14 protein-coding genes and 3 tRNA genes are annotated in these 20,788 nt (G+C 55.3%); 8 read left to right on the forward strand and 9 right to left on the reverse strand.

Translation table 11 applies throughout. From position 1 onward, the window contains the following. The first annotated feature begins 42 nt into the window (after positions 1 to 42). The gene (locus tag V6936_RS07915; RefSeq protein ID WP_336579687.1) at positions 43 to 1,263 is read left to right on the forward strand and encodes a patatin-like phospholipase family protein; all 1,221 of its coding nucleotides are present in this window, start codon (positions 43 to 45) and stop codon (positions 1,261 to 1,263) included. Between the two features lie 18 nt (positions 1,264 to 1,281). Here V6936_RS07915 and V6936_RS07920 read toward each other — a convergent pair whose 3' ends face one another. After that, positions 1,282 to 2,202 (reverse strand): DMT family transporter, encoded by a 921-nt coding sequence (locus V6936_RS07920; protein WP_003804734.1) that lies wholly within the window; start codon positions 2,200 to 2,202, stop codon positions 1,282 to 1,284. 286 nt (positions 2,203 to 2,488) lie between these two features. On the opposite strand from V6936_RS07920, the gene V6936_RS07925 reads away from it, so the two are divergent. Continuing rightward, a tRNA-Asn gene (locus tag V6936_RS07925) sits at positions 2,489 to 2,564 on the forward strand. A 257-nt stretch (positions 2,565 to 2,821) separates the two neighbouring features. On the opposite strand, the gene V6936_RS07930 is transcribed toward V6936_RS07925, so the two are convergent. Continuing rightward, complete coding sequence (locus tag V6936_RS07930) at positions 2,822 to 3,964, reverse strand: porin (protein WP_003804735.1); 1,143 nt, start codon at positions 3,962 to 3,964, stop codon at positions 2,822 to 2,824. A gap of 547 nt (positions 3,965 to 4,511) precedes the next feature. On the opposite strand from V6936_RS07930, the gene V6936_RS07935 reads away from it, so the two are divergent. From V6936_RS07935 to V6936_RS07945, 3 genes are all read left to right on the forward strand, one after another. Then, positions 4,512 to 4,587, forward strand: a tRNA-Asn gene (locus V6936_RS07935). 749 nt (positions 4,588 to 5,336) lie between these two features. Continuing rightward, entirely contained in the window at positions 5,337 to 6,914 is a 1,578-nt protein-coding gene (locus tag V6936_RS07940; protein WP_201024843.1) for a Na/Pi symporter, read from the forward strand. Between the two features lie 170 nt (positions 6,915 to 7,084). Beyond that, positions 7,085 to 8,173 carry an AI-2E family transporter gene (locus V6936_RS07945; protein WP_003804737.1) on the forward strand — a complete coding sequence of 363 codons (1,089 nt, stop codon included), beginning with the start codon at positions 7,085 to 7,087 and terminating at the stop codon, positions 8,171 to 8,173. Positions 8,174 to 8,279: 106 nt separating this feature from the next. Here the strand turns inward: V6936_RS07945 and V6936_RS07950 are convergent, their stop codons facing one another. Beyond that, positions 8,280 to 8,663 (reverse strand): MAPEG family protein, encoded by a 384-nt coding sequence (locus tag V6936_RS07950; protein ID WP_131071891.1) that lies wholly within the window; start codon positions 8,661 to 8,663, stop codon positions 8,280 to 8,282. 111 nt (positions 8,664 to 8,774) lie between these two features. Here V6936_RS07950 and V6936_RS07955 point away from each other — a divergent pair. Continuing rightward, positions 8,775 to 8,850, forward strand: a tRNA-Thr gene (locus tag V6936_RS07955). A gap of 326 nt (positions 8,851 to 9,176) precedes the next feature. Here the strand turns inward: V6936_RS07955 and V6936_RS07960 are convergent. From V6936_RS07960 to V6936_RS07985, 6 genes are all read right to left on the reverse strand, one after another. Beyond that, on the reverse strand, positions 9,177 to 10,574 hold the full coding sequence (locus V6936_RS07960; protein ID WP_301607031.1) for a glutamate decarboxylase: 1,398 nt from the start codon (positions 10,572 to 10,574) through the stop codon (positions 9,177 to 9,179). A 188-nt stretch (positions 10,575 to 10,762) separates the two neighbouring features. After that, positions 10,763 to 12,454 carry an aspartate-alanine antiporter gene (gene aspT / locus V6936_RS07965; protein ID WP_059317917.1) on the reverse strand — a complete coding sequence of 564 codons (1,692 nt, stop codon included), beginning with the start codon at positions 12,452 to 12,454 and terminating at the stop codon, positions 10,763 to 10,765. Between the two features lie 75 nt (positions 12,455 to 12,529). Further along, positions 12,530 to 15,220, reverse strand: a complete 2,691-nt coding sequence (locus V6936_RS07970) for a decarboxylase (protein ID WP_301607028.1) — start codon at positions 15,218 to 15,220, stop codon at positions 12,530 to 12,532. 972 nt (positions 15,221 to 16,192) lie between these two features. Then, positions 16,193 to 16,681: a GlcG/HbpS family heme-binding protein gene (locus V6936_RS07975; protein WP_003804742.1), complete on the reverse strand. Its 489-nt coding sequence runs from the start codon at positions 16,679 to 16,681 to the stop codon at positions 16,193 to 16,195. Between the two features lie 116 nt (positions 16,682 to 16,797). Beyond that, positions 16,798 to 17,406 (reverse strand): response regulator transcription factor, encoded by a 609-nt coding sequence (locus V6936_RS07980; RefSeq protein ID WP_059317920.1) that lies wholly within the window; start codon positions 17,404 to 17,406, stop codon positions 16,798 to 16,800. After that, on the reverse strand, positions 17,403 to 18,938 hold the full coding sequence (locus V6936_RS07985) for a sensor histidine kinase (protein ID WP_301607024.1): 1,536 nt from the start codon (positions 18,936 to 18,938) through the stop codon (positions 17,403 to 17,405). Before V6936_RS07985 ends, V6936_RS07980 begins: the two co-directional genes overlap by 4 nt. A 136-nt stretch (positions 18,939 to 19,074) precedes the next feature. On the opposite strand from V6936_RS07985, the gene V6936_RS07990 reads away from it, so the two are divergent. Both V6936_RS07990 and V6936_RS07995 read left to right on the forward strand, forming a co-directional pair. Beyond that, the gene (locus tag V6936_RS07990) at positions 19,075 to 19,263 is read left to right on the forward strand and encodes a hypothetical protein (RefSeq protein WP_131071425.1); all 189 of its coding nucleotides are present in this window, start codon (positions 19,075 to 19,077) and stop codon (positions 19,261 to 19,263) included. After that, positions 19,263 to 20,714, forward strand: coding sequence for an aldehyde dehydrogenase (locus V6936_RS07995; protein WP_059317922.1), 1,452 nt, complete (start codon positions 19,263 to 19,265; stop codon positions 20,712 to 20,714). Before V6936_RS07990 ends, V6936_RS07995 begins: the two co-directional genes overlap by 1 nt. The last annotated feature ends 74 nt before the right edge of the window (positions 20,715 to 20,788 follow it).

Here is a 20,788-nt window from a genome sequence, read left to right on the forward strand (position 1 = left end):
CACCAGTCCCGATCTTTTGCCCCTCTTGAACCGAGCCCTGTCATGAACCTTGCCCCCATGCCGCAAGCGCAAGATACCCCCGATTTTGCCCGCCCATCCTATCTTCCCCCTTACGAGACTGTCGCCTTGGTACTGCAAGGAGGCGGTGCCTTGGGAGCCTATCAGGCCGGTGTGTACGAGGGATTGCTGGAAGCCGGAATCGAGCCCGACTGTCTGTCCGGCATTTCGATTGGCGCCTTGAACACGGCGATTATTGCGGGCAATCCCCCCGAGCGCCAGGTAGAGCGTCTGCGCGAGTTCTGGAACACCATTTGCGAACCTTATTTCGGCTGGTCTGGCCCAGCCTGTCTGGAGCGTGCGCTCTTTGGGATTAACGACATGATGCGTGAGGCGATCAGCGCCTTCAATGCCAGCAATGCGCTCGTTCTGGGCCAGCGCGGGTTCTTCCGTCCCCGCTTCCCCCCGCCTATGCAGGCCACGCCGGGCGTACCCGAAGGAGCCAGTTACTATGACACCAGTGCCCTGAAAGACACGCTGGAGCGTCTATGCGACTTTGATCGCATCAACGACAAGCGTCAGCGTATTTCAGTGGGCGCGGTCAATGTGGGCACGGGCAACTTTGTCTATTTTGACAACCATCGCACCGTCTTGAGGGCCGAGCACTTCATGGCCTCGGGCGCTCTGCCCCCCGCCTTTGCCCCGGTGGAAATTGACGGCCAGTACTACTGGGATGGGGGTCTGGTCTCCAATACCCCACTGTCTTATGTGCTGGATCAGTCGCCCCGCCGTGACACCCTGGTCTTTCAAGTGGATTTATGGAGTGCTCGAGGACCGGTCCCAACCAATATGGGTGAGGTCAGCGACCGCTTGAACGAAATCCGCTACTCCAGCCGGACACGTATGGTGACCGAGGACATGCGCCACTCGCAGTACATGCGTCATATCCTGACCGAACTGCTGGCGCTGATCCCCGAGGACCAGCGCAAAGAGCGGCTACCCTGCCGCCTGGCGGAAGAACTGGCCAGCAACAAGCGCTACAACGTAGTGCACCTGATTTACCGCAACCAGCCCTACGAGCAGCATTACAAGGACTATCAGTTTGGCCGCACAACCATGCGCGAGCACTGGCGCAGTGGCCTGGAGGATATCCGTCAAACCCTGCTGCATCGGGACAAGCTGAATATGCCGCAAAACCTGGCCGGCTTCACTACGTATGACGTGCACCGCGAAGACATTGAAAAAAGGCTGACAGGCGGGAAATAAGCCCGCCCCGGCCTGCGCCTAGCGGCGGCTCAAAACCATCGCGCCGCTCAACACAAAGGCCGTGCCCAGCAATTGCATGAGCGTAATGGGTTCACCCAAAAACCAGTTGGCCAGAAACAGTACCGATACCGGCCCGATCAAGCCCATCTGCGCACTCATCGGTGCGCCAATGCGCTCCACGGCCCACATGGTCATGAAGGTGGGCAAGACCGTATTGCAGACCGCATGAATCATGGACAGGCCATAGACCGGCGCAGGCTGCACCAGCCCCTGCCAGCCCAACACGGCGAAAAAGTGAATCAGGGTGTAGACCGCCGAAAATGACATGGCGTACGCCACCAGACGCGTGGAGCCAATGGATTTGAGCAGCTCACCCGAGCCAATCAGATAGATGGCATAGGAAATAGCCGAGCCCAGCACGCACAATGCGCCTAGCAGAACGTCGTCACCTGTCAGGCTCAGATCCTGTATAAAGACCAGCCCTACCCCTAGATAAGCTAGCGCCAAGGCCAACCATTGCTTGGGCAGAATACGGCGCTTGAGGAAAATGGCCGAGAACATCAGCACAAAGGTCGGCGACAAAAACAGAATCAGCCGCTCCAGTCCTGCCGAAATGTACTCAAGCCCGATAAAATCCAGCAGACTGGCCAGGTAATAGCCCAGAAAACCCAGCACCACCAGTTCCAGCTTCTGACGGCCGGTTAACGCCGCCAGCTTGCCCTGTCGTACTTTGCGGATTTGCCAAACGGCAATGGCCAGGAAAAAAGGCAAGGACAGGAGCATCCGAAACCCAATGACGGTCAGCGCAGTGACATCATATTGATACGTCAGCTTGGCCACCACCGCTTTGGCCGAGAAAAGGATAGAGCCGCCCCCTGAGAGCGCCAGTCCAATCAAAAAGGAACTGCGCTGCGCACTGGGGCCTTGACGAGCTTGCATGGAGATTCATCACTTTGCAGGGCGACACTGTCAGCAAAACAGCCGCTGGCCCCGACAGAAAAAAGAGTCAATAAAAGCAAGAAGAATTCGATTCTACTCTTTGCCCTGTGCAGCGACCATGCTGCCCCACAAAGCGCACGCGCGTTCAGAGGGCTGAGAGGCGCCCCACGGCGGCCTGCGAGCAGCAAAAAAACAGACCGCCAGCCATCCCGCCCAGATCCTTGCCATTTTCCCCTCTGAAAACTTGCACACTTTTCAAAATACGTGCTATATTCTTTTTCTCTGGTCCCCGATAGCTCAGTCGGTAGAGCGACGGACTGTTAATCCGCAGGTCCCAGGTTCGAGCCCTGGTCGGGGAGCCAAGAAAACCGTCAAAATCAGCCCATCGCGTTTGCGTTGGGCTGATTTTTTTTGTGCATGTCTTTGTCCGTTACGCGGCACGCGTAGACCGCGTCATTAACATTTGGACAAACAAAACCCGATCCCAAAAAAGACAGCGGGCCTGCATCTCATGCAGGCCCGCTGTGGCTCTTTCCCCTGACTTCGCTCCTGCTTGAGCCGGCGCCGCCGCTGCTAACGCACTACCCCGGCTCAAAATTGACCGAATCAGTCAGAAAGATCAGAACCGGTGCGTCACACCCACCGTGGCAACCGTGCTCTTGAGGTCGCTGTAGTAGCCGATGTTGCGAGCGTAAGAGCCAATTGCATACAGGCTGGTGCGCTTGGACAAATTGTGCAAATAGCCCGCGCTGAACACATGTTGGGTCTTGGCATCATCCGTGCTGCGCGGTGTCGAACGTGGATCAGCCATCGTCCAGGAAGCCAGCACAGAACCTGCCTTGCCTGCCGGTACCGTCACGCCCAACGCATAGGAGTTGACCTTGAGGTCTTTATGCAAGCCGGGACCAAACTGCTCGGTTTGCAAGGAGCCGCCAATATACCCATTGCGGCTCTGACCAAAAGCGGCATGCAGCGTCGCAAAGCTGAACTTGTAGCTGGCAGCCAGGTTCCAGGCACTCACATTCCCGCTTTGGGCCGCCACCAGATTGCCGCCACGCTCGCGAGCAGAACCATAACGGGCCTGGTCAAAGCTCAGCGCGGCTTTCAAGGGACCATTGGTATAGCGCATGGCCACGCTGACGGCTTTCACGTTGGCCTCATCGCTGTTGATGGCATTGCCACTCAAACCACTGCGATCCCACTGCTGAGGTCCATTGGTGTTGAACGAGTAACCCGCACCGAACTGAAAACCGGAGAACTCGGGGCTCTGATAAGCCACCATATTGTCATAGCGAACCGTATTGGCCGAATCAAATGCCGCCCCGACGCCGTACTGATAGCCATTGCCACCAAACGGGCTGGCTACCCCCGCCACATACAGGGAAGTGACCGTCGTCTGACGACCCAGGTCAACACGCCCCCAGGACTCACCGCTCAAACCCAGACTTGCCTGACGGCCGAACAAGCGGCCTTGGCGCAAATTGCCAGTGCCCAGATCAAAGCCGCTTTCCAGCATGAAGTTGGCCTTGAGCCCGCCGCCCAGATCCTCGCTGCCCATCAGCCCCCAGCGGTTACCCATCCAACCCTGGTCATACAAGCCAAAACGACTGCGTTTGCCTGCCCCTCCCTTCATGTCGTCCCCTTTCCATTGTTCGTACCCCAGGCCCGTATCGACCACGCCATACAAGGTCACATTCGATGCAGCGAAAGCGGGAACTGCCAGTGCAGGCATCAGCAAAGCTGCCAAGATAGTTTTTTTCATGTTCTCTGTTCTCTGTAAACGTCTGAATGCCGGAGGACTTATGATTTTTTCCGGCCTTGTTATTCAAGTGCTGAGCCAGCCTGCCGACAAAAAGTCCCGGCACGAGCTCACTGCACTCCCTCCTCTGTCTTGACAGCAAAACACCCCAACCGGCACATCTTGAGACGCGGCTCAAAACAGGCTGGATAGTTGAGACTCATATACTGCAAGCATTTATATTTCAGACATAAACAATATTGATGTCAATCAACTGGAACTCGCATATTTGCTGGGTTTTATCCGCATTTTCCCTAGTTTTCTCATCTGTCGAGAATTTCCCAAAAGCCAGCCAGCAAGCCGCAAAGCCTTTAAACAAACGGCTTGCAACCATATGCTACAAATCGGCTTGACTGATTTATTGACCGGACGGTATGTTCCAGCCGAAAAACTCAGGATTTACGCCTATTGCCAAGCCTGCTCCCCAGTTTGCGTCGATGAAATTCACTTTTTCTAAAAATAACGCTTTACAAACCCGCAACCTTCACTCTATAATTATTTTCTTTGCTGGTCCCCGATAGCTCAGTCGGTAGAGCGACGGACTGTTAATCCGCAGGTCCCAGGTTCGAGCCCTGGTCGGGGAGCCAAAAATACCAAAGCCCAGCTACGCAAGCAGCTGGGCTTTTCTACGTCTGGCCTGAACCAAGCAAGTTCCTCGTTCATTCAATAGGGCCAATCACAACCATCATCAGCCGTGCCTACTCGTGCGGGTGATAGACCGACTCCCACAGATCCCGCTTTATCGACGCTGCGCAACCCGTGGATTGACGCACCGGCCATCCCGCAACGCGGTTTACCCCATGCCAGGACCCGCAGCTCTTGAGCGCAGGCGATCTCCTTTTGTCAGTTATCAGGAGTAAAACGCTCGGCTCCCCCTCCATCCTCTACCTCAATCGCGTACCCAGCCACTCTTTATAATCTTTCTTGATCAGCACCGGCGTATGCACCGTTAAGTCCTGAGCTCGTTCCAGTTAGGCATCAAGGATAAAACTCGTCGTGCGCAAGCGCTGATGCGCCAGGACGGCATAGACATGCCACCTATGAACTCCCTATACCTGCCCAGCCCTCAAAGCGCCCTGCCGTCTGCCCCTGCAAGCTGGCTCCCCAACGTGTTCGAACCTGCGCTCTTTCCTAAGCACTAAAAACGTCAACGCTCTTATTCAATACAAAGAGCCTGCACTGCGTATGCCCTCTTCGTCGTCAGGAACAAGCCGTGTTCATCACTGGAGAATTTCACGCCATCTGCGAGCGTAACTGGCGATAATGCAGCATCCAACCTTTTGTCCGGGTTTGTCACACCTGGGCCTATCGATTATTCCGTTGTTCGCACGCTTCTATGCTCGATACTCTTTTCCCCTTTTTAGGGGGACTTGGCCTGTTCCTGATTGGCATGATGCTTCTGTCCGAAGGACTGGTCGCGTTTGCAGGCGGCTCCCTCAAACAGATACTGCTGGCTTTTACCGGTCGCCCCATCAAAGCCTTTGCCTCTGGGGCGCTGATTACGGCACTGGCCCAGTCATCGACAGCCACGACCGTCACCTTGATCGGGTTTGTCAGTGCCGGGCTGATTTCCTTTACACAAGCCATTGGCGTGGTTATTGGTGCCAGCCTTGGCAATACCGCTACCGGCTGGATCATTTCTGGCCTGGGGCTGAAAGTGAATCTGGGTTTTTACACCCTGCCATTAATCGGTCTGGGGGCTTTGCTCAAACTGCTGGCTCCCGGTCGTCACAAGGAACTGGGCCGTGCCCTGGCCGGCTTCGGCACCCTATTTCTGGGCTTGAGCATGTTGCAGGATGGCATGCAAGGTCTGGCGGCCAACTTCAGCCTGGCCCACTTGCCTGCCGGCGGTTATGGCGCTCACTTGTTGATCATGTTGACCGGGCTGGCCCTGACCGCGGTGCTGCAGTCCTCGACAGCGGCCATCGCCATGACCTTGACCGCGCTGGATGCAGGAGCCATCAGCTTTGACCAAGCGGCAGCCATCGTCGTGGGAGCCTCCATCGGCACCACCCTGACTGGCGTTCTGGTCGCTATTGGCGGCACAATCTATGCCAAACGCACAGCCATTGCCTATATCCTGTTCAACGTCATTGCCGGTTTGCTGGGCCTGCTGATTCTGCCGCTGTTTCTCAAAGCCATGTACGCCACCGGCTCTTATATCAATACCCCTCCCGGAGCCCTGGGCCTGGCGGCCTTTCACAGCCTGTTCATTGGCTTGGGCGCCGCCTTGTGCCTGCCCTTTACCCAGCCTTTTGCCCGCTGGGTACAAAAGCTGGTGCCTGACCGGGCTGCTCGCCCCCCGCATCATCTGGACGACAGCCTGCTGCAAGTGCCTGCCCTGGCACTGGAGACCACACAACGCACCTTGCAAGAGCAGGCACAACGTTTGCTGAACCTGTATCAGCACAGTCTGGCCATGAGCCGCCCCGATACGGCAGCAACCGATCTGCAGCAGATCGGGACTGTACTCGATCAGGCTTACGAGTTTGTCTTGCGCATTCCCAGCGCGGCGGATGATCCAGCAGTGGCCGCCCACATCAGCGCGCTTTTGCATGCCATCGATCATATGCAGCGCCTGCGTGGCCGCTTACAGTACCAGCCGGGCACGGATCTGCTGGACCAACGCTACCAGCACGCCCGGAGCCTGGCGTCAGAACTGACTACACTGGCTCAGCAAAGCCTGCATGCACAAGCCCCCGTTGACTGGCAGGAGCAAATGCAGATTCGGGCGCAGTCTCAGGCCCAATTGCTGGATACGGTACGCGGCCAGCTTCTGGCTGCCCCCCAAGGACAGGACGATGTCTCGCGCACGTTGCGAATCACAGATACTCACCGCTGGTTTGAGCGCAGCAGCCAGCACATCTGGCGCGCCAGCCATTACCTGGAACTGGCCCGTCAGGCCAAGCGCTGACCTCAGGGGCCCAGCCCCTGCACGCCGATTTGCCCCCGCCGTGACAAACAAGAAGGGCGCAGGCGTGTTTTAACGCCAGCAGAAACCCAATAAACAGATACCAAGATTCACTCCGGCAGTCAGGATTCCCCCTTACAATCGCCTCAAATTCACGCTAATGGAAAACTTCCATGTCCACCCGGCCAAATCTACAATTCCATACTTTTTTGCTTTTGCTGGCCGCAGTCTCCGCCGCCTTTGTCTGGATACTTCTTCCTTTTTATGGCGCGGTATTCTGGGGAGCGGTGCTGGCCATTTTGTTTGCCCCCCTGCAGCGCAAACTCCTGGCCAAAACCAAAGGCCGCCGTTCCCTGTCAGCCCTGATCAGTCTGCTGATCATTATCCTGATTGTCATTATTCCGGTCATCCTGATCTCTATATCCCTGGTGCAGCAGATCGCCTCCTTATACGATCTGATGAACAGTGGCCAGTTAAATCCCGGAGCCTATCTACAAAAGATCCTCAGTGCCCTCCCCCCCAGCGTCCTTGACTTTGCCGCCCGCTTTGGCCTGCATGACACCGCTTCCCTGCAAGAAAAGTTTTCGCAGTTCGCCGTTCAGGGCGGCCAGTTCCTGACCAAACAGGCGCTCAATGTCGGCCAGAACACCTTCCAGTTCCTGGTCAGCCTGGGCATCATGCTGTACATGCTGTTTTTCCTGCTGCGCGACGGGGTAGAGCTAGGCCGTCACTACCGTCAGTTGATTCCACTGAGCGAGAACCAAAAGACTCATCTTTTCCGCAAGTTCACCACCGTGGTACGCGCCACTGTCAAAGGCAATATTGCGGTGGCCGCCACACAAGGCGCGCTGGGCGGCGTCATGTTCTGGTTCCTGGACATTCAGGGCGCTCTGTTCTGGGGTGTCCTGATGGCTGTGCTTTCCTTGCTGCCCGCCGTGGGCGCATCGCTGATCTGGGCTCCCGTTGCCATCTACTTTTTCGTCTCGGGGCACTACGTCCCCGGGATTATCCTGACTACTTTTGGCATTATGGTCATTGGGCTGGTCGACAACCTGCTGCGCCCTTTGCTGGTCGGCAAAGACACCAAGATCCCGGACTACGTGATCTTGATCTCCACCCTGGGCGGCTTGTCGATTTTCGGCCTGAACGGCTTTGTGATCGGCCCGCTGATCGCCGCCATGTTCATCGCATGCTGGGATCTGTTTCCCTCGGCCATCAGCGCCCGGATTGAAGCAGAAGACCAGGAAAGCACCAACAAATAAAAACAGGCCGGCCTTATGGCTGGCCTGCTCGTCTTCACCATCAAGCATCTCAAGGGCGTGCTGAACACCGGTTTCATAAGGTGCCCAGCATGCCCAGCGCCGTATCTCAAGTCCGCAATACGGGCAAAAACACAATCCAGATATTGACCACGACGGCCAGGAACCAGACCAAGGAGCGCAAGGCTGCCTTGTTCATGATGTACATCAGCAAATACAAAACACGCAGCACAATCCAGGAAATCATCAGACTTTGCACACGCAGAGGATCGGCTCCTGACCACAACGCCAACAACACCGCCGCAAAAAAGAAAGGCAAGGCCTCAAACGCATTGGCCTGAGCCGCATTGGCGCGCGCCCGCCAGCCTGTCAACCCCGCCAGCCAGGGCCGCGGGTCATGATTATCAAAACCTGAACCCCCCGCCTTGGCACAAATGGCGGCCAACCAAGGCAAGAAAGCCGCTACCACCAAACCAATCTTGATCCCTAGCATCATCATCCCCTTAACAGGCTGAAAACGCTCAACATAGCATGTTGCACCTTTCATGCGCACAGAGAATTTACAAACCAGAAAAAAACAGGATATACTTATCGTCTTAGGTTAGCCGATGTAGCTCAGTCGGTAGAGCAGCTCATTCGTAATGAGAAGGTCGAGGGTTCGATTCCTTTCATCGGCACCAGCTAATCTAAAACCATTGAAACCCAACAATCATACTCATAAAATCAATGGTTTCGCTTTCCCATACCGAAAGCAACTGATAGGCGCACTTTATGAAGCCGCTTGCGCTACTCAGATTAAGTTCTCGATATATCCGCCATACATGCCTGGGGTTGCAACCAAGCCTGCGTGCACCCTGCATCGTGCCCAAACGGCTAGCAGATGCTGGATGGCCTCCAGAACCTGGCTACCCCCCGTAAATTTCGACACGTTCATGCGGTGGAGCCTCTCAAAAAGAAGATTCCACGTCTGAGCTCATCGTTTTTACAGAGGGTTCACCGCGTCAAGTTAGTGATGAAAACCGCCAGACTCGTCCTGCTGCCCCTGTACGGCAACGGGATGGGAGGAGAAATAATCCAGGCAACGACGGAAGTCATCCAGCAATAGGGAAGCCAGGTCACGCGTCACACCATGGCGCACCAGGATGCGTTGGATCACCAGGTCCTGGCGATTGGCCGGCATGGAGTACGCAGGTACTTGCCAACCGCGCGAACGTAAGCGATCGGCCAAGTCATACAGATTGAAACCCGGGTTCGCGCCGTCCTTGATCTTCCAGCACAAGGCTGGAATACCTTTATCAGGGTCACCGTCAAACAAGATCTCAAACGGACCCAACTTGCCAATCTCGCTCGCAAGATAACGTGCCGTGTCATAGCAAGCGTTCTGAATACGACGATAGCCCGCTTTGCCAAGACGCAAAAAGTTGTAGTACTGGGCCACGATCTGGCCGCCAGGCCTGGAAAAATTCAATGCAAAGGTCGGCATGTTGCCACCCAAATAGTTCACATTGAATATCAACTCTTCAGGAAGATGGGCGGCATCACGCCAGAGCACCCAACCTACCCCCAGGGGGGCAAGCCCAAACTTATGACCCGAGGTGTTTATCGACACCACACGAGGAAGACGAAAATCCCACTGCAATTGAGGGGCACAAAAGGGAGCCAGAAACCCGCCACTGGCACCGTCAACGTGAATCGGGATATCCAGCCCCGTGTCTTGCTGCAATTTATCCAAGGCATCATGAACCTGCTTGACCGGCTCGTACTCGCAGGTGAAGGTGACACCCAAGGTGGGCACCACACCAATGGTGTTTTCATCGACGCGTTTTAATACTTCTTCGGCATTCATAATGAGCCGACCTTCTTCCATGGGAATTTCACGCAATTCCACATCAAAATAACGCGCAAATTTATGCCAACAAATTTGCACAGGACCGCAAACCAGATTGGGCTTATCGGTCGAAAGTCCTGCCGCACTGCGTTTCTTGCGCCATGCCCACTTAAGTGCCAGGCCTCCGAGCATGGCGGCTTCGGAAGAGCCCGTGGTCGAGCAGCCCAAGGTGTTCTTGGCGTCTGGAGAGTTCCACAAGTCAGCGAGCATGTGCACGCAGCGTGACTCGATTTCAGCCGTCTGGGGATACTCATCTTTGTCAATCATGTTTTTGTCGATTGACTCGTCCATCAGCTTGTGGACCTCCTCCTCAACCCAGGTCTGGCAAAACGTCGCCAGATTCTGACGGGAGTTACCGTCGAGCATCAGCTCATCGTGGACTACCTGGTACGCGTGCCTGGGAGCGTGCTCATGTTCGGGCATTTTGTACTTGGGCATGGAGACCGACAAATCGGTGGACGCGTAAACGTCATCGAGAAGGTCATTGCGGATATCATCCTTGGCGTGTAGAGGCATGGATTCCCTTTAGTAGTCGGTTGAAACAAAAGCTATTTATAAAAAATAGATACAGCAACGGTCGCGAACATTACCGGCATGACATTCGCACGGCTGGCCAATGACCTGAGTCCCGGCCCGGCCAGCGCATTCATCACATGCCGCACTGATCTCTCCAAGCCGCATGGCGATCGATAAGTACAAGGGTCTTATTTCATCAACAGCACGATCACCATGCCCCAAAGGGTCAGTAAGGTATTGCTGATCGCATACGGCACCGTATAACCGAGCATCGGCACATTGCTTTTTGCGACATCGGCAACCATCGCCACCGAGGCAGTGCTTGTGCGCGCACCGCCGCAACACCCCAAATTAATCGCAGGATCAAAGCGAAAAATATATTTACCGATAAAAGGAGCAAGAATCATCGGGGTTGCTGTCGCGAATATGCCCCAGAAGAACAGCTCTATGCCCACCTGCTTTACGCCGTGAATAAACGTCGGGCCAGCTGTGATCCCCACGACAGCGATAAATACATTCAGCCCTACGGAGTTCATAAACCAGAGCGTGGCGCTGGGGACGCTGCCTAATTTGGGCTTAAAGCTGCGCAGCCAGCCAAACACCAAACCGGCAATAAGCGCTCCGCCCGAGGTGGACAGTGTGATGGGCACCCCTGCCACCGGTACCACAATGGCACCCACAAGACCACCAATGACGATGCCAAAGCCAACAAACATCATGTCAGTGACACTGGTCGGGCGATCCGCAAAGCCAAAAGCGTCAATAACCGCCTCCACGTGCTTGCGGCTACCACTGATGCTGACAATATCGCCCCGGTGCAGCTTGGTTTGCGCCTGTACGGGAATATCAACGCCCATAGAGCCTCGACGAATACGCGTCACATACACACCCCGTGCCTCGGGTCGTTTGGAGAGCTCCAGTAATGTTTGATTGTTTGCCGCCTTGCTCGTGACGACCATATCAATCGACTCAATAGGAATTTGCAGCAACTCCCTATCGGCCACTTCCTCGGCGCGGTTGGACCAGTCAACCAAGGCCTCATGACGCCCTGAAACCGCAACGATATCGCCCACTTGCAATAAGGTATTGTCGTCAAACGGAATAATCTTTCCATCGCGACGAAGATTCTCTAAAAAAAGTCGCTCACCAGACAGGGCTTCCGCTTGTTTAACGGTCTTGCCAGCAATAAAGTTCGGTGTGCTCAGCTCGTAAGCACGAACAATGTGCTGATGCCATGCCGATTGAATGCCACCCTCGGGGGCTCCGGCCGACATTTCTTTCTCATAACGAGCACACTCTTTTTGCAGGTCAATGCCAAGCAACTTGGGCCCAAGGTAAGCAATGACCCAGCCGGTGCCCAACGTGCCGAACAAGTAGGTGACCGCATAGGCTACTGGGATGGCATCCAGTTGGGCCTGTATCTCCGTTGGCGACAACTCCAGTCGATTGATCGCGTTGGTGGCCAAACCGATGGAAGCGGAGATCGTTTGTGAGCCGGCCAGTAAACCGGCTGCCAGGCCGGGGCCATAGCCCGACAGCACCGCGGCCAGATAGACGAACAATAAACACAAGCACGACACGACAACGGCAAACACTGCCTGAGGTAGACCATCGTTGGCCACCCCCCGCACAAACTGCGGCCCGACGCCAAAGCCCACCGAAAACAAAAACATAATGAAAAAGACGGATTTGATCTGCGATGAGATCTCGATGTCGAGCTGTCCAATCAGCACGCCCGCCAGCAAGGTTCCAGTGACCGAGCCCAGACTAAAACTGCCTAGTTTTCTTCCGCCTACCCAATACCCAGCTGCCAATGCCAAAAAAATGGCCAACTCAGGGTAGCTACGCAAGGTTTGCTCTACCCAGTTCCAAATCAACATATTGAGCCCCTTAAGTGCACGAATTCAGGTCAGACCGGCCATAGCCGGGGCTGACCTTCTGCCCGGTTTAAGTCGTTAAACTTTCAATAACTGCAGGCCACGGCTCGCTTCATAACCGTGCACTTCCTTCACATCGAGCTTACGCATGAACTCAATGGTTTCGGCACTGATGACTTGTCCAGGCACCAGAATAGGAAAACCGGGAGGATAAGGAATCACCATCTTGGCTGACACCATAGGAGGCCCCTCGCGCAGCCGACGATCGCACTCCGGACTGTTCAAACCCACGTACTCGCAATTGCTCTCTTCCCAGCTCAGGAAGAATGCATCACGAATCCTGCCTTCAACGGCTACATCGCCATTGCTGTCTTGACGAAAACTTTCATGAAAGTGACTGAAGTTTGGCAGGTCAGGAACATCGTTCATCAGGCTATCGACACGCTGTTGAAAGTGCTGACGCCCCACGTCTCCGGTTTTGTGTAATTGATGATCCACCTCACAGGTAATTTCCAACAAAACACGAATTAAATGCGCGACGTCACTGCGCGTATTGTTGATGTTGGACTGCAGCAAGACCGAATTGCGGGATGTCTTGTTCAGCTGGATATCAAAACGATCCGCCAATAACTGCTTCAGTTGAGTGCCATCAAAACCCGCCGTTCCACACACCAAGGTGATGCGGGTGGGGTCAAGGAAAAACTCATCGTCCCGGATACTGGTGACGGCATCGTCCCAGTTCGTGCCCGGCGCTAAAAAGTCCTTGAAATTGCTCTGGCGGTACTCGGGCGGAATCATGTCGTCTGCGCCCAGCACTCGAAAATAACGCGAAATCATCGGGTGCTTGTTCACCTGGCTGCGAATGTCCAAGGCAATTTGAATGGCATTGTTCACCAAGCCATAGCCTTCCAGCTCCATCTGGCGGCGAGCGACATCAATAGAGGCGATAAGTTGCTGATTGGGGCTTGTTGTAGCGTGCGTGAATATCGCCTCGTGCAGTTGCGGCTCAATGCGATAAAAGTCCACATCCTTGACCAGCACCATGGAACCTTGGCGAATGGCCGACATCGACTTGTGTGTGGAATTAGTTTGATATACCCGCAGGCGAACCAGTCGAGGATCCGGAACCAGATTGGCCTGCATCAGCTCATCATCGCTTGGAGTCTCGCCCAGCTCTTGCTGCTGACGCTCGTAGTGCTGCAGCGACGCCGGATCTTCCAACCAATTTTCAATGTAAGCCGCCGCCCCCATGGCCGTTCTGGGACGCAGGAACGGCGACCAGTGCGCAAATCCAAACCAGGCCTCGTCCCAAAGAAAGACAAGATCAGGCTTGATCGCCAAACATTCCATCATGACGCGCCGGGTGTTGTACACATGACCATCAAAGGTGCAGTTGGTCAGATCAACAGCACGCACCCTGTCCAGCTTGCCCTCTTTTTTCAGCTTCAGTAAGGCGCGCTTGATGTTCTTGAGCGGAACCGCACCATACATGGAGTACTCCCGCATCGGGAACGCTTCGACATAGTAGGGCAACAACCCGCCCAGAACCATGCCGTAGTGGTGCGATTTGTGGCAGTTTCGATCAACGATAATGATGTCGCCGGGCCGCGCAATCGCCATCAATACCATCTTGTTGGACGTGCTGGTTCCATTGGTAACGAAAAAACAATGCTCAGCGCCAAACGCCTTGGCAGCGCGCTCCTGGGCTTTTTTGATATTGCCCGTAGGTTCCAGAAGGCTGTCCAGGCCGCCAGTCGTGGCAGAGGACTCGGCCAAGAACAGATTCAGGCCATAGAATTCGCCCATATCGCGTATCCAGTCCGATTTGAAGACGGATTTACCGCGGGCAATGGGCAAGGCATGAAAAGTGCTGACAGGCTTGCTGGCATAGCGCTTGAGATTGTCAAAAAAAGGAGTTTCGTACCGATCACGAACCCCCTCTAAAATTGACAAATGCAGCTCCATGGGCTCCTCGACCGCATAGAGTACGCGGCGCAGACACTTGGCACGCTCATCACTTGCCACCTCCTCGGGACGCAAATCGGAGAGCAAATAAATATCGAGCTCCGGACGGTAGCCCGCCAAGGTGACCGCCAGTTGCAAGGCCAAACGACTGTCGTCGAAATGAACATCAAGCTCTTTCATGGCTTGATCCAGGATAGGAACTGGCTGTTTGCTCTTAAAGCCAATGCCTTCAAAAATGGCAACCGCACAAATATTACTGTTTACCGCAATAGCACAAAATGCGTCCTGGAAATTGTCGACGACCACAGGCTCATACACAAAGTCGTCTTCTTTACGACGCTGCGCACGCAAAAGCTGAACATTGCGCTCGACGCGAGCACTATTGGCTGGTGCCACAATCAACACTTCAAAGTAAGGACGCCCACCGCCCAAACCGTCTACGTCCTGACGAATATCCCTAAAGTGGTCCCCATCAGGCGTGGCCTCCCACTCGCGCGCATCATCTTTGTAATAGCGCGCCAGGATGGCGAATGAGATTCGGGTCGCCAACTCCAGAAAAGCATCCAAACGTTCGAATTCAAGATGGCCAGACAGGGTGTCCATAAGATGACGCCCCGGATAAGCATGCAGCACTTCCAGATTTCGCAAATGAAGAAACTTTTCACGAACTTCTTGTCCGTCGACTTCCTTACGCGACCATCTTTTAGTAGCAAACAAGAGTTCACGCCATAGATCGGAGCGCACAGTACCCAAGGAAAAAATCTGGTCAATCGAGGATGGGGCTGGTGTGACATCTAACTTCATGTGTTGGCTCCTGTGCCGTGGTTACTAGCAGGTAGATGAGATAAATGTGACCAAAGACGCTTGAATACTATTGTCAGATTCTTATTAAAAAACCCGGTTGTTAAAGGAGTGTGATCACTATGTCTGAGAGCCAAAAAAATTTATAAATACAAAACAAAAAATCAATTATTTAGGTGAAAACCATTACCCAGCACCTCCGAGTATGAGCAATGAGAACCATTCGAACCTGATGCTGAAAGCTGGCTGATGCTCGTTCGTGTTCTCATCCTGAGAGCCTGACCTCAGAACACAAGACTCGGGTGGACAAGACAAACACCTTAAAGCCCTAGAACACGCCTATTTACGGGCGTTGCGCAGATATCGGCACAACACTCATCAAATGGACGAAAGTCTTTTTTGGTGAAACAGGCAGACCCGGTGAGCACGTCGCCCTCCCATCAAGCACGATGGTGGCTCCGGCCTGTTTCAGGAACCTGAGGCCTGCGGTGGGATATTGAATCGAAAGTGGACTGAATCTCACAGGTCGCAGAACGCAACTCGCTAGCTCTCGCTGGGGGAATCTGCTTGGGAAATCCAAGCGTCACGCCCCCCATTTGTGCATCGCTTCAGTCGCTCAGGGAGCCGTTACGCCGACCTTACCTTTGGGGCGCGAAATGAACTACGCCAATGCCCCGCCTGTGAGGATGACCGTTCAAATGGCGCGCTCTGTCTCGCTCACCGACCAGGACGTCCCGGCGATGTTGAAATGCAACGCCCGCCACCTAAACGAGCAAGTCCACCTTATGTTGGCGGCAGATCTGCAGCCCAACGGTCTTACACAGCAGTGCCTACGGCAACATGCAGTTTGCCGTTCGCCCCCTTAACGGAGGGAACGGCACCTGGCTTTGAGAAGAAACTGCTTCACCCGCGCCCTGAATGCTGCCCTGAGCTTGTCAAGGCCACCTTGCTGACGCGAGCAATACGCTGGCCGGCTTATTCGGTAGCGCCAATGGCTTTGAGGCCTTCGGCTGCGCAGGCAGCATCAATATCACCAGAAGGCGCTCCGCCTACACCGATACCACCCACCAGCACCTGATCCACCTTGATGGGCAACCCGCCACCCTGAATAACCATACGCGAGTCCATATCCCGCAAACCATCGTTGGCCGGTTTGCTGGCGATAAACTCGGCCAGACCCGCTGTGCTGCGGCCCATAGCCGCAGAGGTAAATGCTTTACCTTGCGCGCTGCTGACCGTGTGTGGGCCCGAGTTATCGGCTTTCAACAACACTTTGGTCGCCCCGTCTCGGGCGACAACCGCCACGCTGACCTGATGACCTTGTGCTGCGCAGGTCTTCAAGGCGGCCTGCGCGGCCTGGGTGGCCAGTTCCAGTGGCAGGTATGGCGCGCTGGGCAGCGCTGGGGCGGCAGAGGCCATGATAGGAGCAAACAACAGAGCGGCGACAGAGAATGTACGAATCATGTGATTTCCTTTCCTGGTTAGAACGAACAAGCAAAGCTTACCGCTCAAAAAAGAAGAAACCTATTCGTAGACCTCACACTCCTCTACGTAGTTATACCGAGTGGTTTTTTTCGCCCTTATCCTTTAGCGCTTCCTTCCAACCATAGACGAGTGAGCTCCGCCTGTGATGTGGTGCCCAGTTTGGCGCCAATAGAAACACGGTGGGTATCGATCGTACGCGGTGAAAGGCACAAGGCCTCTGCAATCTGCCGGGTCGTAAAGCCTTGGGCCACCAACTCCAGTATCTGGCGCTCGCGCGGAGTAAGTGAAGCCAACAACTGCAATGTTTCCGCTTGCTGTGCCTGTTCTCGCAAATGGCGATCGAGCACATCATGCCCTTTTTGTATGGCGTCGATCAGATCCTGCTCATCAATAGGCTTGGATAAAAAATCGACGGCCCCATTTCGAAAAGCACGACGACAGGCGTCGATATCGCCATGGCCCGAGATCACAATCGTTGGCCAATCGATACCCCTGTCACGCAATTGCTCCTGCAGTTTCAAGCCCGAGATGACCGGCATACGGATGTCAAGAATCAAACATCCGGGGGCCAGTTTGGCTACCTGCGCCAGAAATCCCTGGGGGTCTGCAAACTCCGTAACGTGAATATCGACGGTAGACAAAAGCAGGCTCAAGGCGCGACGCACGGCCTCATCATCGTCAAGCAAATAAACGGGATACCTCATCCAGCAGACTCCATAGGCTCATGTTTTACCGGCAGGATAATCCGGAATGTCGTCTCGGGCGCATCCTCGAGCAAAAACACCTCACCATGAGCACGCTCTATCAGCCGCTGGCTCAATGCCAAACCAAGCCCAGTCCCATCGGGCCGACTGGTCGTAAAGGGCGTAAACAGGCTGTCCCTGAGTGCCGGCAGAACACCGGGGCCGTTATCAGCAACATCAATAATCAGCTGCGTATCTGTTTGATTAAGGCTTACGGTCACCTGGCCTGCTTCTTGCCCGGTCACGGCGTCCAGACCATTACGTACAAGATTGAAAATGACTTGTTCCATTTCCACAGGGTCCGCCTCAACCAGCACCGGATAGGAGGGCAACTCAAACATCAGCCGTGTCTTGCTCAGGGCTGCCTGAGATGCCAGTAAGGCGCGTACATTATGCAAGGCGTCGCGAATATCAAAGCAGCCTACACTCAGCGCCTGGGGACGCGACCAGTTGCGAAACCGCTCCAGAATGGCCGATGCTCGCTTCGCTTGTGCAACCGTCTCATCGAGCACCGGCAACAAGGGCGTGCTGCTTGACTGAGCAACAATCCGTCGACTGGCTTGAGTCTGCGCCAAAATAGCTGTCAGGGGCTGGGTCAGTTCATGGGCCAGGCCACTGGCCATCTCTCCCAGTGCATTGACTCGTGATGCGTGGGCCAGACGAGACTCCAGGGCGCTTAATCGCGCCTGCTCAAGCGCCAGCCGGGTGCGCACGCGCTGACGCCAGGCGGCCAAGACAACAAGATATGCCGCACTTAGCAGCAACAACACCAGTGTCGTTTCCGCCATAGGAAAAAGATCAGCGGGACCCAGTGCCATCCCCGTCGCAAGAATCAAGGGCTGGGAGGGACTGGCCAGCGCCTTGGAAAAGTACAGCTCAGCGTCTGATCCTGACTGGCCCACAAGCAAAGGGCCCTTGGGCAGTGACAGGCGTAGAAACACGCCCGGCTCCGACCAGAAATGACTGGCATCGGCCAGCAGTTGTCTAGCGTCAATCACCAGCATCAGGCCATAGCGCGCATCAGCAGTGTTCGGGCTTCGTTTGCCCAATATATAAAAGCCGTGACGCTCAGGGTCCGCCATCAGCACCATCTGTCCCTGTGACCTCAACACCGACTCACGCAACAAGGCCGTCGTCTCGGGCGACAAAGCGCCAAGCCCGACGGGCTTCTTGCCCACTGCCAACGGGATCAGCTGTATGTCGACGATACGCGGGTAAAAATGCGCAATCGTTGCGGCAACATCCAGGAACAAGGTGTGCCCCGGATCATCCGTGGCGTTGGCAACAGCGGATAAAGCAGTTAAATGGGCATCATGCTGATCTGCCCGTTGTGAAGCCAGCCTGTAGAGAACATTGCTTTCGGTCTCCAGGGTACTGAGCAAGGATTGATAGCGCCAGCTCGCCAGGGCACCCGCCGCGAGCACCACTAACAAGCCCCAGACAAGCAGAGCGCGAATCGCAAATCGGGAGTTTAAAGGGCGCAGCAATGCCATAAACGAAGTTCAGTTGTCCTGGAGAGCAATCTGTAGAGGAAGGGCAAAGGGAGACACGGCCCCTTTGGAAGCGAGCCTACAAAATACCTTAAAACGGCACGGTCAGGCGGCTACATTGCATTTTGCATGAAAATGCATGGCTGCTAGTACCGGGGCAATCTCATACCGCACTATATTGGTGGAGAAAAATCCGAACTCGGGTGGCGAAGAACAGAAAGAATCCAGCCGGTTTGCAGCTGGGGCCAATCTGGGCTCGAAACCGTATGGACTTGAACAATCCCGTTTGAACTTTTTCTATTTATCCGCAGCATTGCAGGAGACATGATGAACACCTGTCAACTACTGATCAATGGCCAGCTTCGTGACGCCAGCGGTCACCAGACTTTTACACGTCAGAACCCCGTTACTGGGCAGACCGCAACGGTGGCCGCAGCCGCTCAGCCTGAGGATGTGCAGGCTGCCCTGCAAGCGGCCGAACAGGCCTTTGTGCATTGGTCAGCCCTGGGTCCGACCGAGCGCCGCTTGCGCCTGCTCAAAGCAGCGGAGCTGCTGGACGAACGTGCCGCCGAATTCATCGCCACCGTACGCCAGGAAACAGGTTCTACAGACTCTTGGTATGGTTTCAACGTGCAGTTGTCGGCCAACATCTTGCGTGAGGCTGCGGCCATGACCACGCAGATTGACGGGGCCGTCATCCCCTCGGATCTGCCCGGCAGCCTGTCGATGGGCTATCGCGTCCCCTGCGGCGTGGTGGTGAGTATCGCCCCGTGGAATGCACCCGTGATCCTGGCCACCCGGGCCATAGCCATGCCCCTGGCTTGCGGAAACACCGTCATTCTCAAAGCCTCCGAACGATGCCCGGCCACGCATGTCTTGCTGGGACAAGTGCTCAATGACGCCGGTGTGGGAGCGGGCGTGATCAACGTCATTACTCACGCTCCCGACGATGCGGCGGCGGTGGTCGAGCAGCTCATCGCCCACCCGGCCGTCAAACGCATCAACTTCACCGGCTCCACCAAAGTTGGCAGGATCATCGCCGCCACCGCCGCCCACTACCTCAAACCCGTCCTGCTGGAGCTGGGAGGCAAAGCACCGGTCATTGTGTGCGAAGACGCCGATCTGGAGCAGGCCGTCGCCGGCGTCGCCTTTGGCGCTTACTTCAACCAAGGGCAGATTTGCATGTCCACCGAACGCCTTATTGTGCATGAAGCGATTGCTTCTTCTTTTCTGGACAAACTGGTGGCCAAAATCAAGACCATCGCCGTGGGCTCGCCCGACCAGACAGACACACGCTTTGCCTATCTGGAAAGTGCCGAGTCAGCACAGCGCATCAAGTCCTTGGTAGAGGACGCGCTTGCCAAGGGGGCCACCCTGCCCTTGCCCCTGAAAATCGAGGGTGCTCTGATGCATCCGCTGATCGTCAATGACGTTACCCCCGAGATGCAGCTCTATGCCACGGAGTCATTTGGCCCGGTCGTCACCATGACCCGCTACCGCGAGGACAGCGAGGCCATCCGATTGGCCAACGACAATGAATACGGCTTGGCTGCTGCCGTATTTACGCAGGACGTGAACCGGGGTCTGGCCATCGCCAGACAGATCCAAAGCGGCATCTGTCATATCAATGGCCCCACCGTCCATGATGAGGCCCAGGCTCCCTTTGGGGGCATGAAAGCAAGCGGCTATGGCCGTTTTGGCAGTAAATCCGCCATCAATGAGTTCACCGAACTGCGCTGGATTACCGTCCAGACCACACCTCGCCAATACCCGCTGTAAGTCTGGCCCCGCAGGCTCGCGCCTCCCCCTGAGCGCGCTACGACGCTTGGCTGGCCCTTGGCTTTGAACCGATA

This window comes from Alcaligenes sp. CHO6 (assembly GCF_037120595.1).
Lineage (GTDB): Bacteria > Pseudomonadota > Gammaproteobacteria > Burkholderiales > Burkholderiaceae_B > Alcaligenes > Alcaligenes ammonioxydans.

Bases quoted from the DNA above. Each gene is read 5' to 3' on its own strand.
- V6936_RS07915 (WP_336579687.1), top strand. From the start codon at position 43: ATGAACCTTGCCCCCATGCCGCAAGCGCAAGATACCCCCGATTTTGCC.
- V6936_RS07920 (WP_003804734.1), bottom strand. From the start codon at position 2,202: ATGCAAGCTCGTCAAGGCCCCAGTGCGCAGCGCAGTTCCTTTTTGATT.
- V6936_RS07930 (WP_003804735.1), bottom strand. From the start codon at position 3,964: ATGAAAAAAACTATCTTGGCAGCTTTGCTGATGCCTGCACTGGCAGTT.
- V6936_RS07940 (WP_201024843.1), top strand. From the start codon at position 5,337: ATGCTCGATACTCTTTTCCCCTTTTTAGGGGGACTTGGCCTGTTCCTG.
- V6936_RS07945 (WP_003804737.1), top strand. From the start codon at position 7,085: ATGTCCACCCGGCCAAATCTACAATTCCATACTTTTTTGCTTTTGCTG.
- V6936_RS07950 (WP_131071891.1), bottom strand. From the start codon at position 8,663: ATGCTAGGGATCAAGATTGGTTTGGTGGTAGCGGCTTTCTTGCCTTGG.
- V6936_RS07960 (WP_301607031.1), bottom strand. From the start codon at position 10,574: ATGCCTCTACACGCCAAGGATGATATCCGCAATGACCTTCTCGATGAC.
- aspT (WP_059317917.1), bottom strand. From the start codon at position 12,454: ATGTTGATTTGGAACTGGGTAGAGCAAACCTTGCGTAGCTACCCTGAG.
- V6936_RS07970 (WP_301607028.1), bottom strand. From the start codon at position 15,220: ATGAAGTTAGATGTCACACCAGCCCCATCCTCGATTGACCAGATTTTT.
- V6936_RS07975 (WP_003804742.1), bottom strand. From the start codon at position 16,681: ATGATTCGTACATTCTCTGTCGCCGCTCTGTTGTTTGCTCCTATCATG.
- V6936_RS07980 (WP_059317920.1), bottom strand. From the start codon at position 17,406: ATGAGGTATCCCGTTTATTTGCTTGACGATGATGAGGCCGTGCGTCGC.
- V6936_RS07985 (WP_301607024.1), bottom strand. From the start codon at position 18,938: ATGGCATTGCTGCGCCCTTTAAACTCCCGATTTGCGATTCGCGCTCTG.
- V6936_RS07990 (WP_131071425.1), top strand. From the start codon at position 19,075: ATGGCTGCTAGTACCGGGGCAATCTCATACCGCACTATATTGGTGGAG.
- V6936_RS07995 (WP_059317922.1), top strand. From the start codon at position 19,263: ATGAACACCTGTCAACTACTGATCAATGGCCAGCTTCGTGACGCCAGC.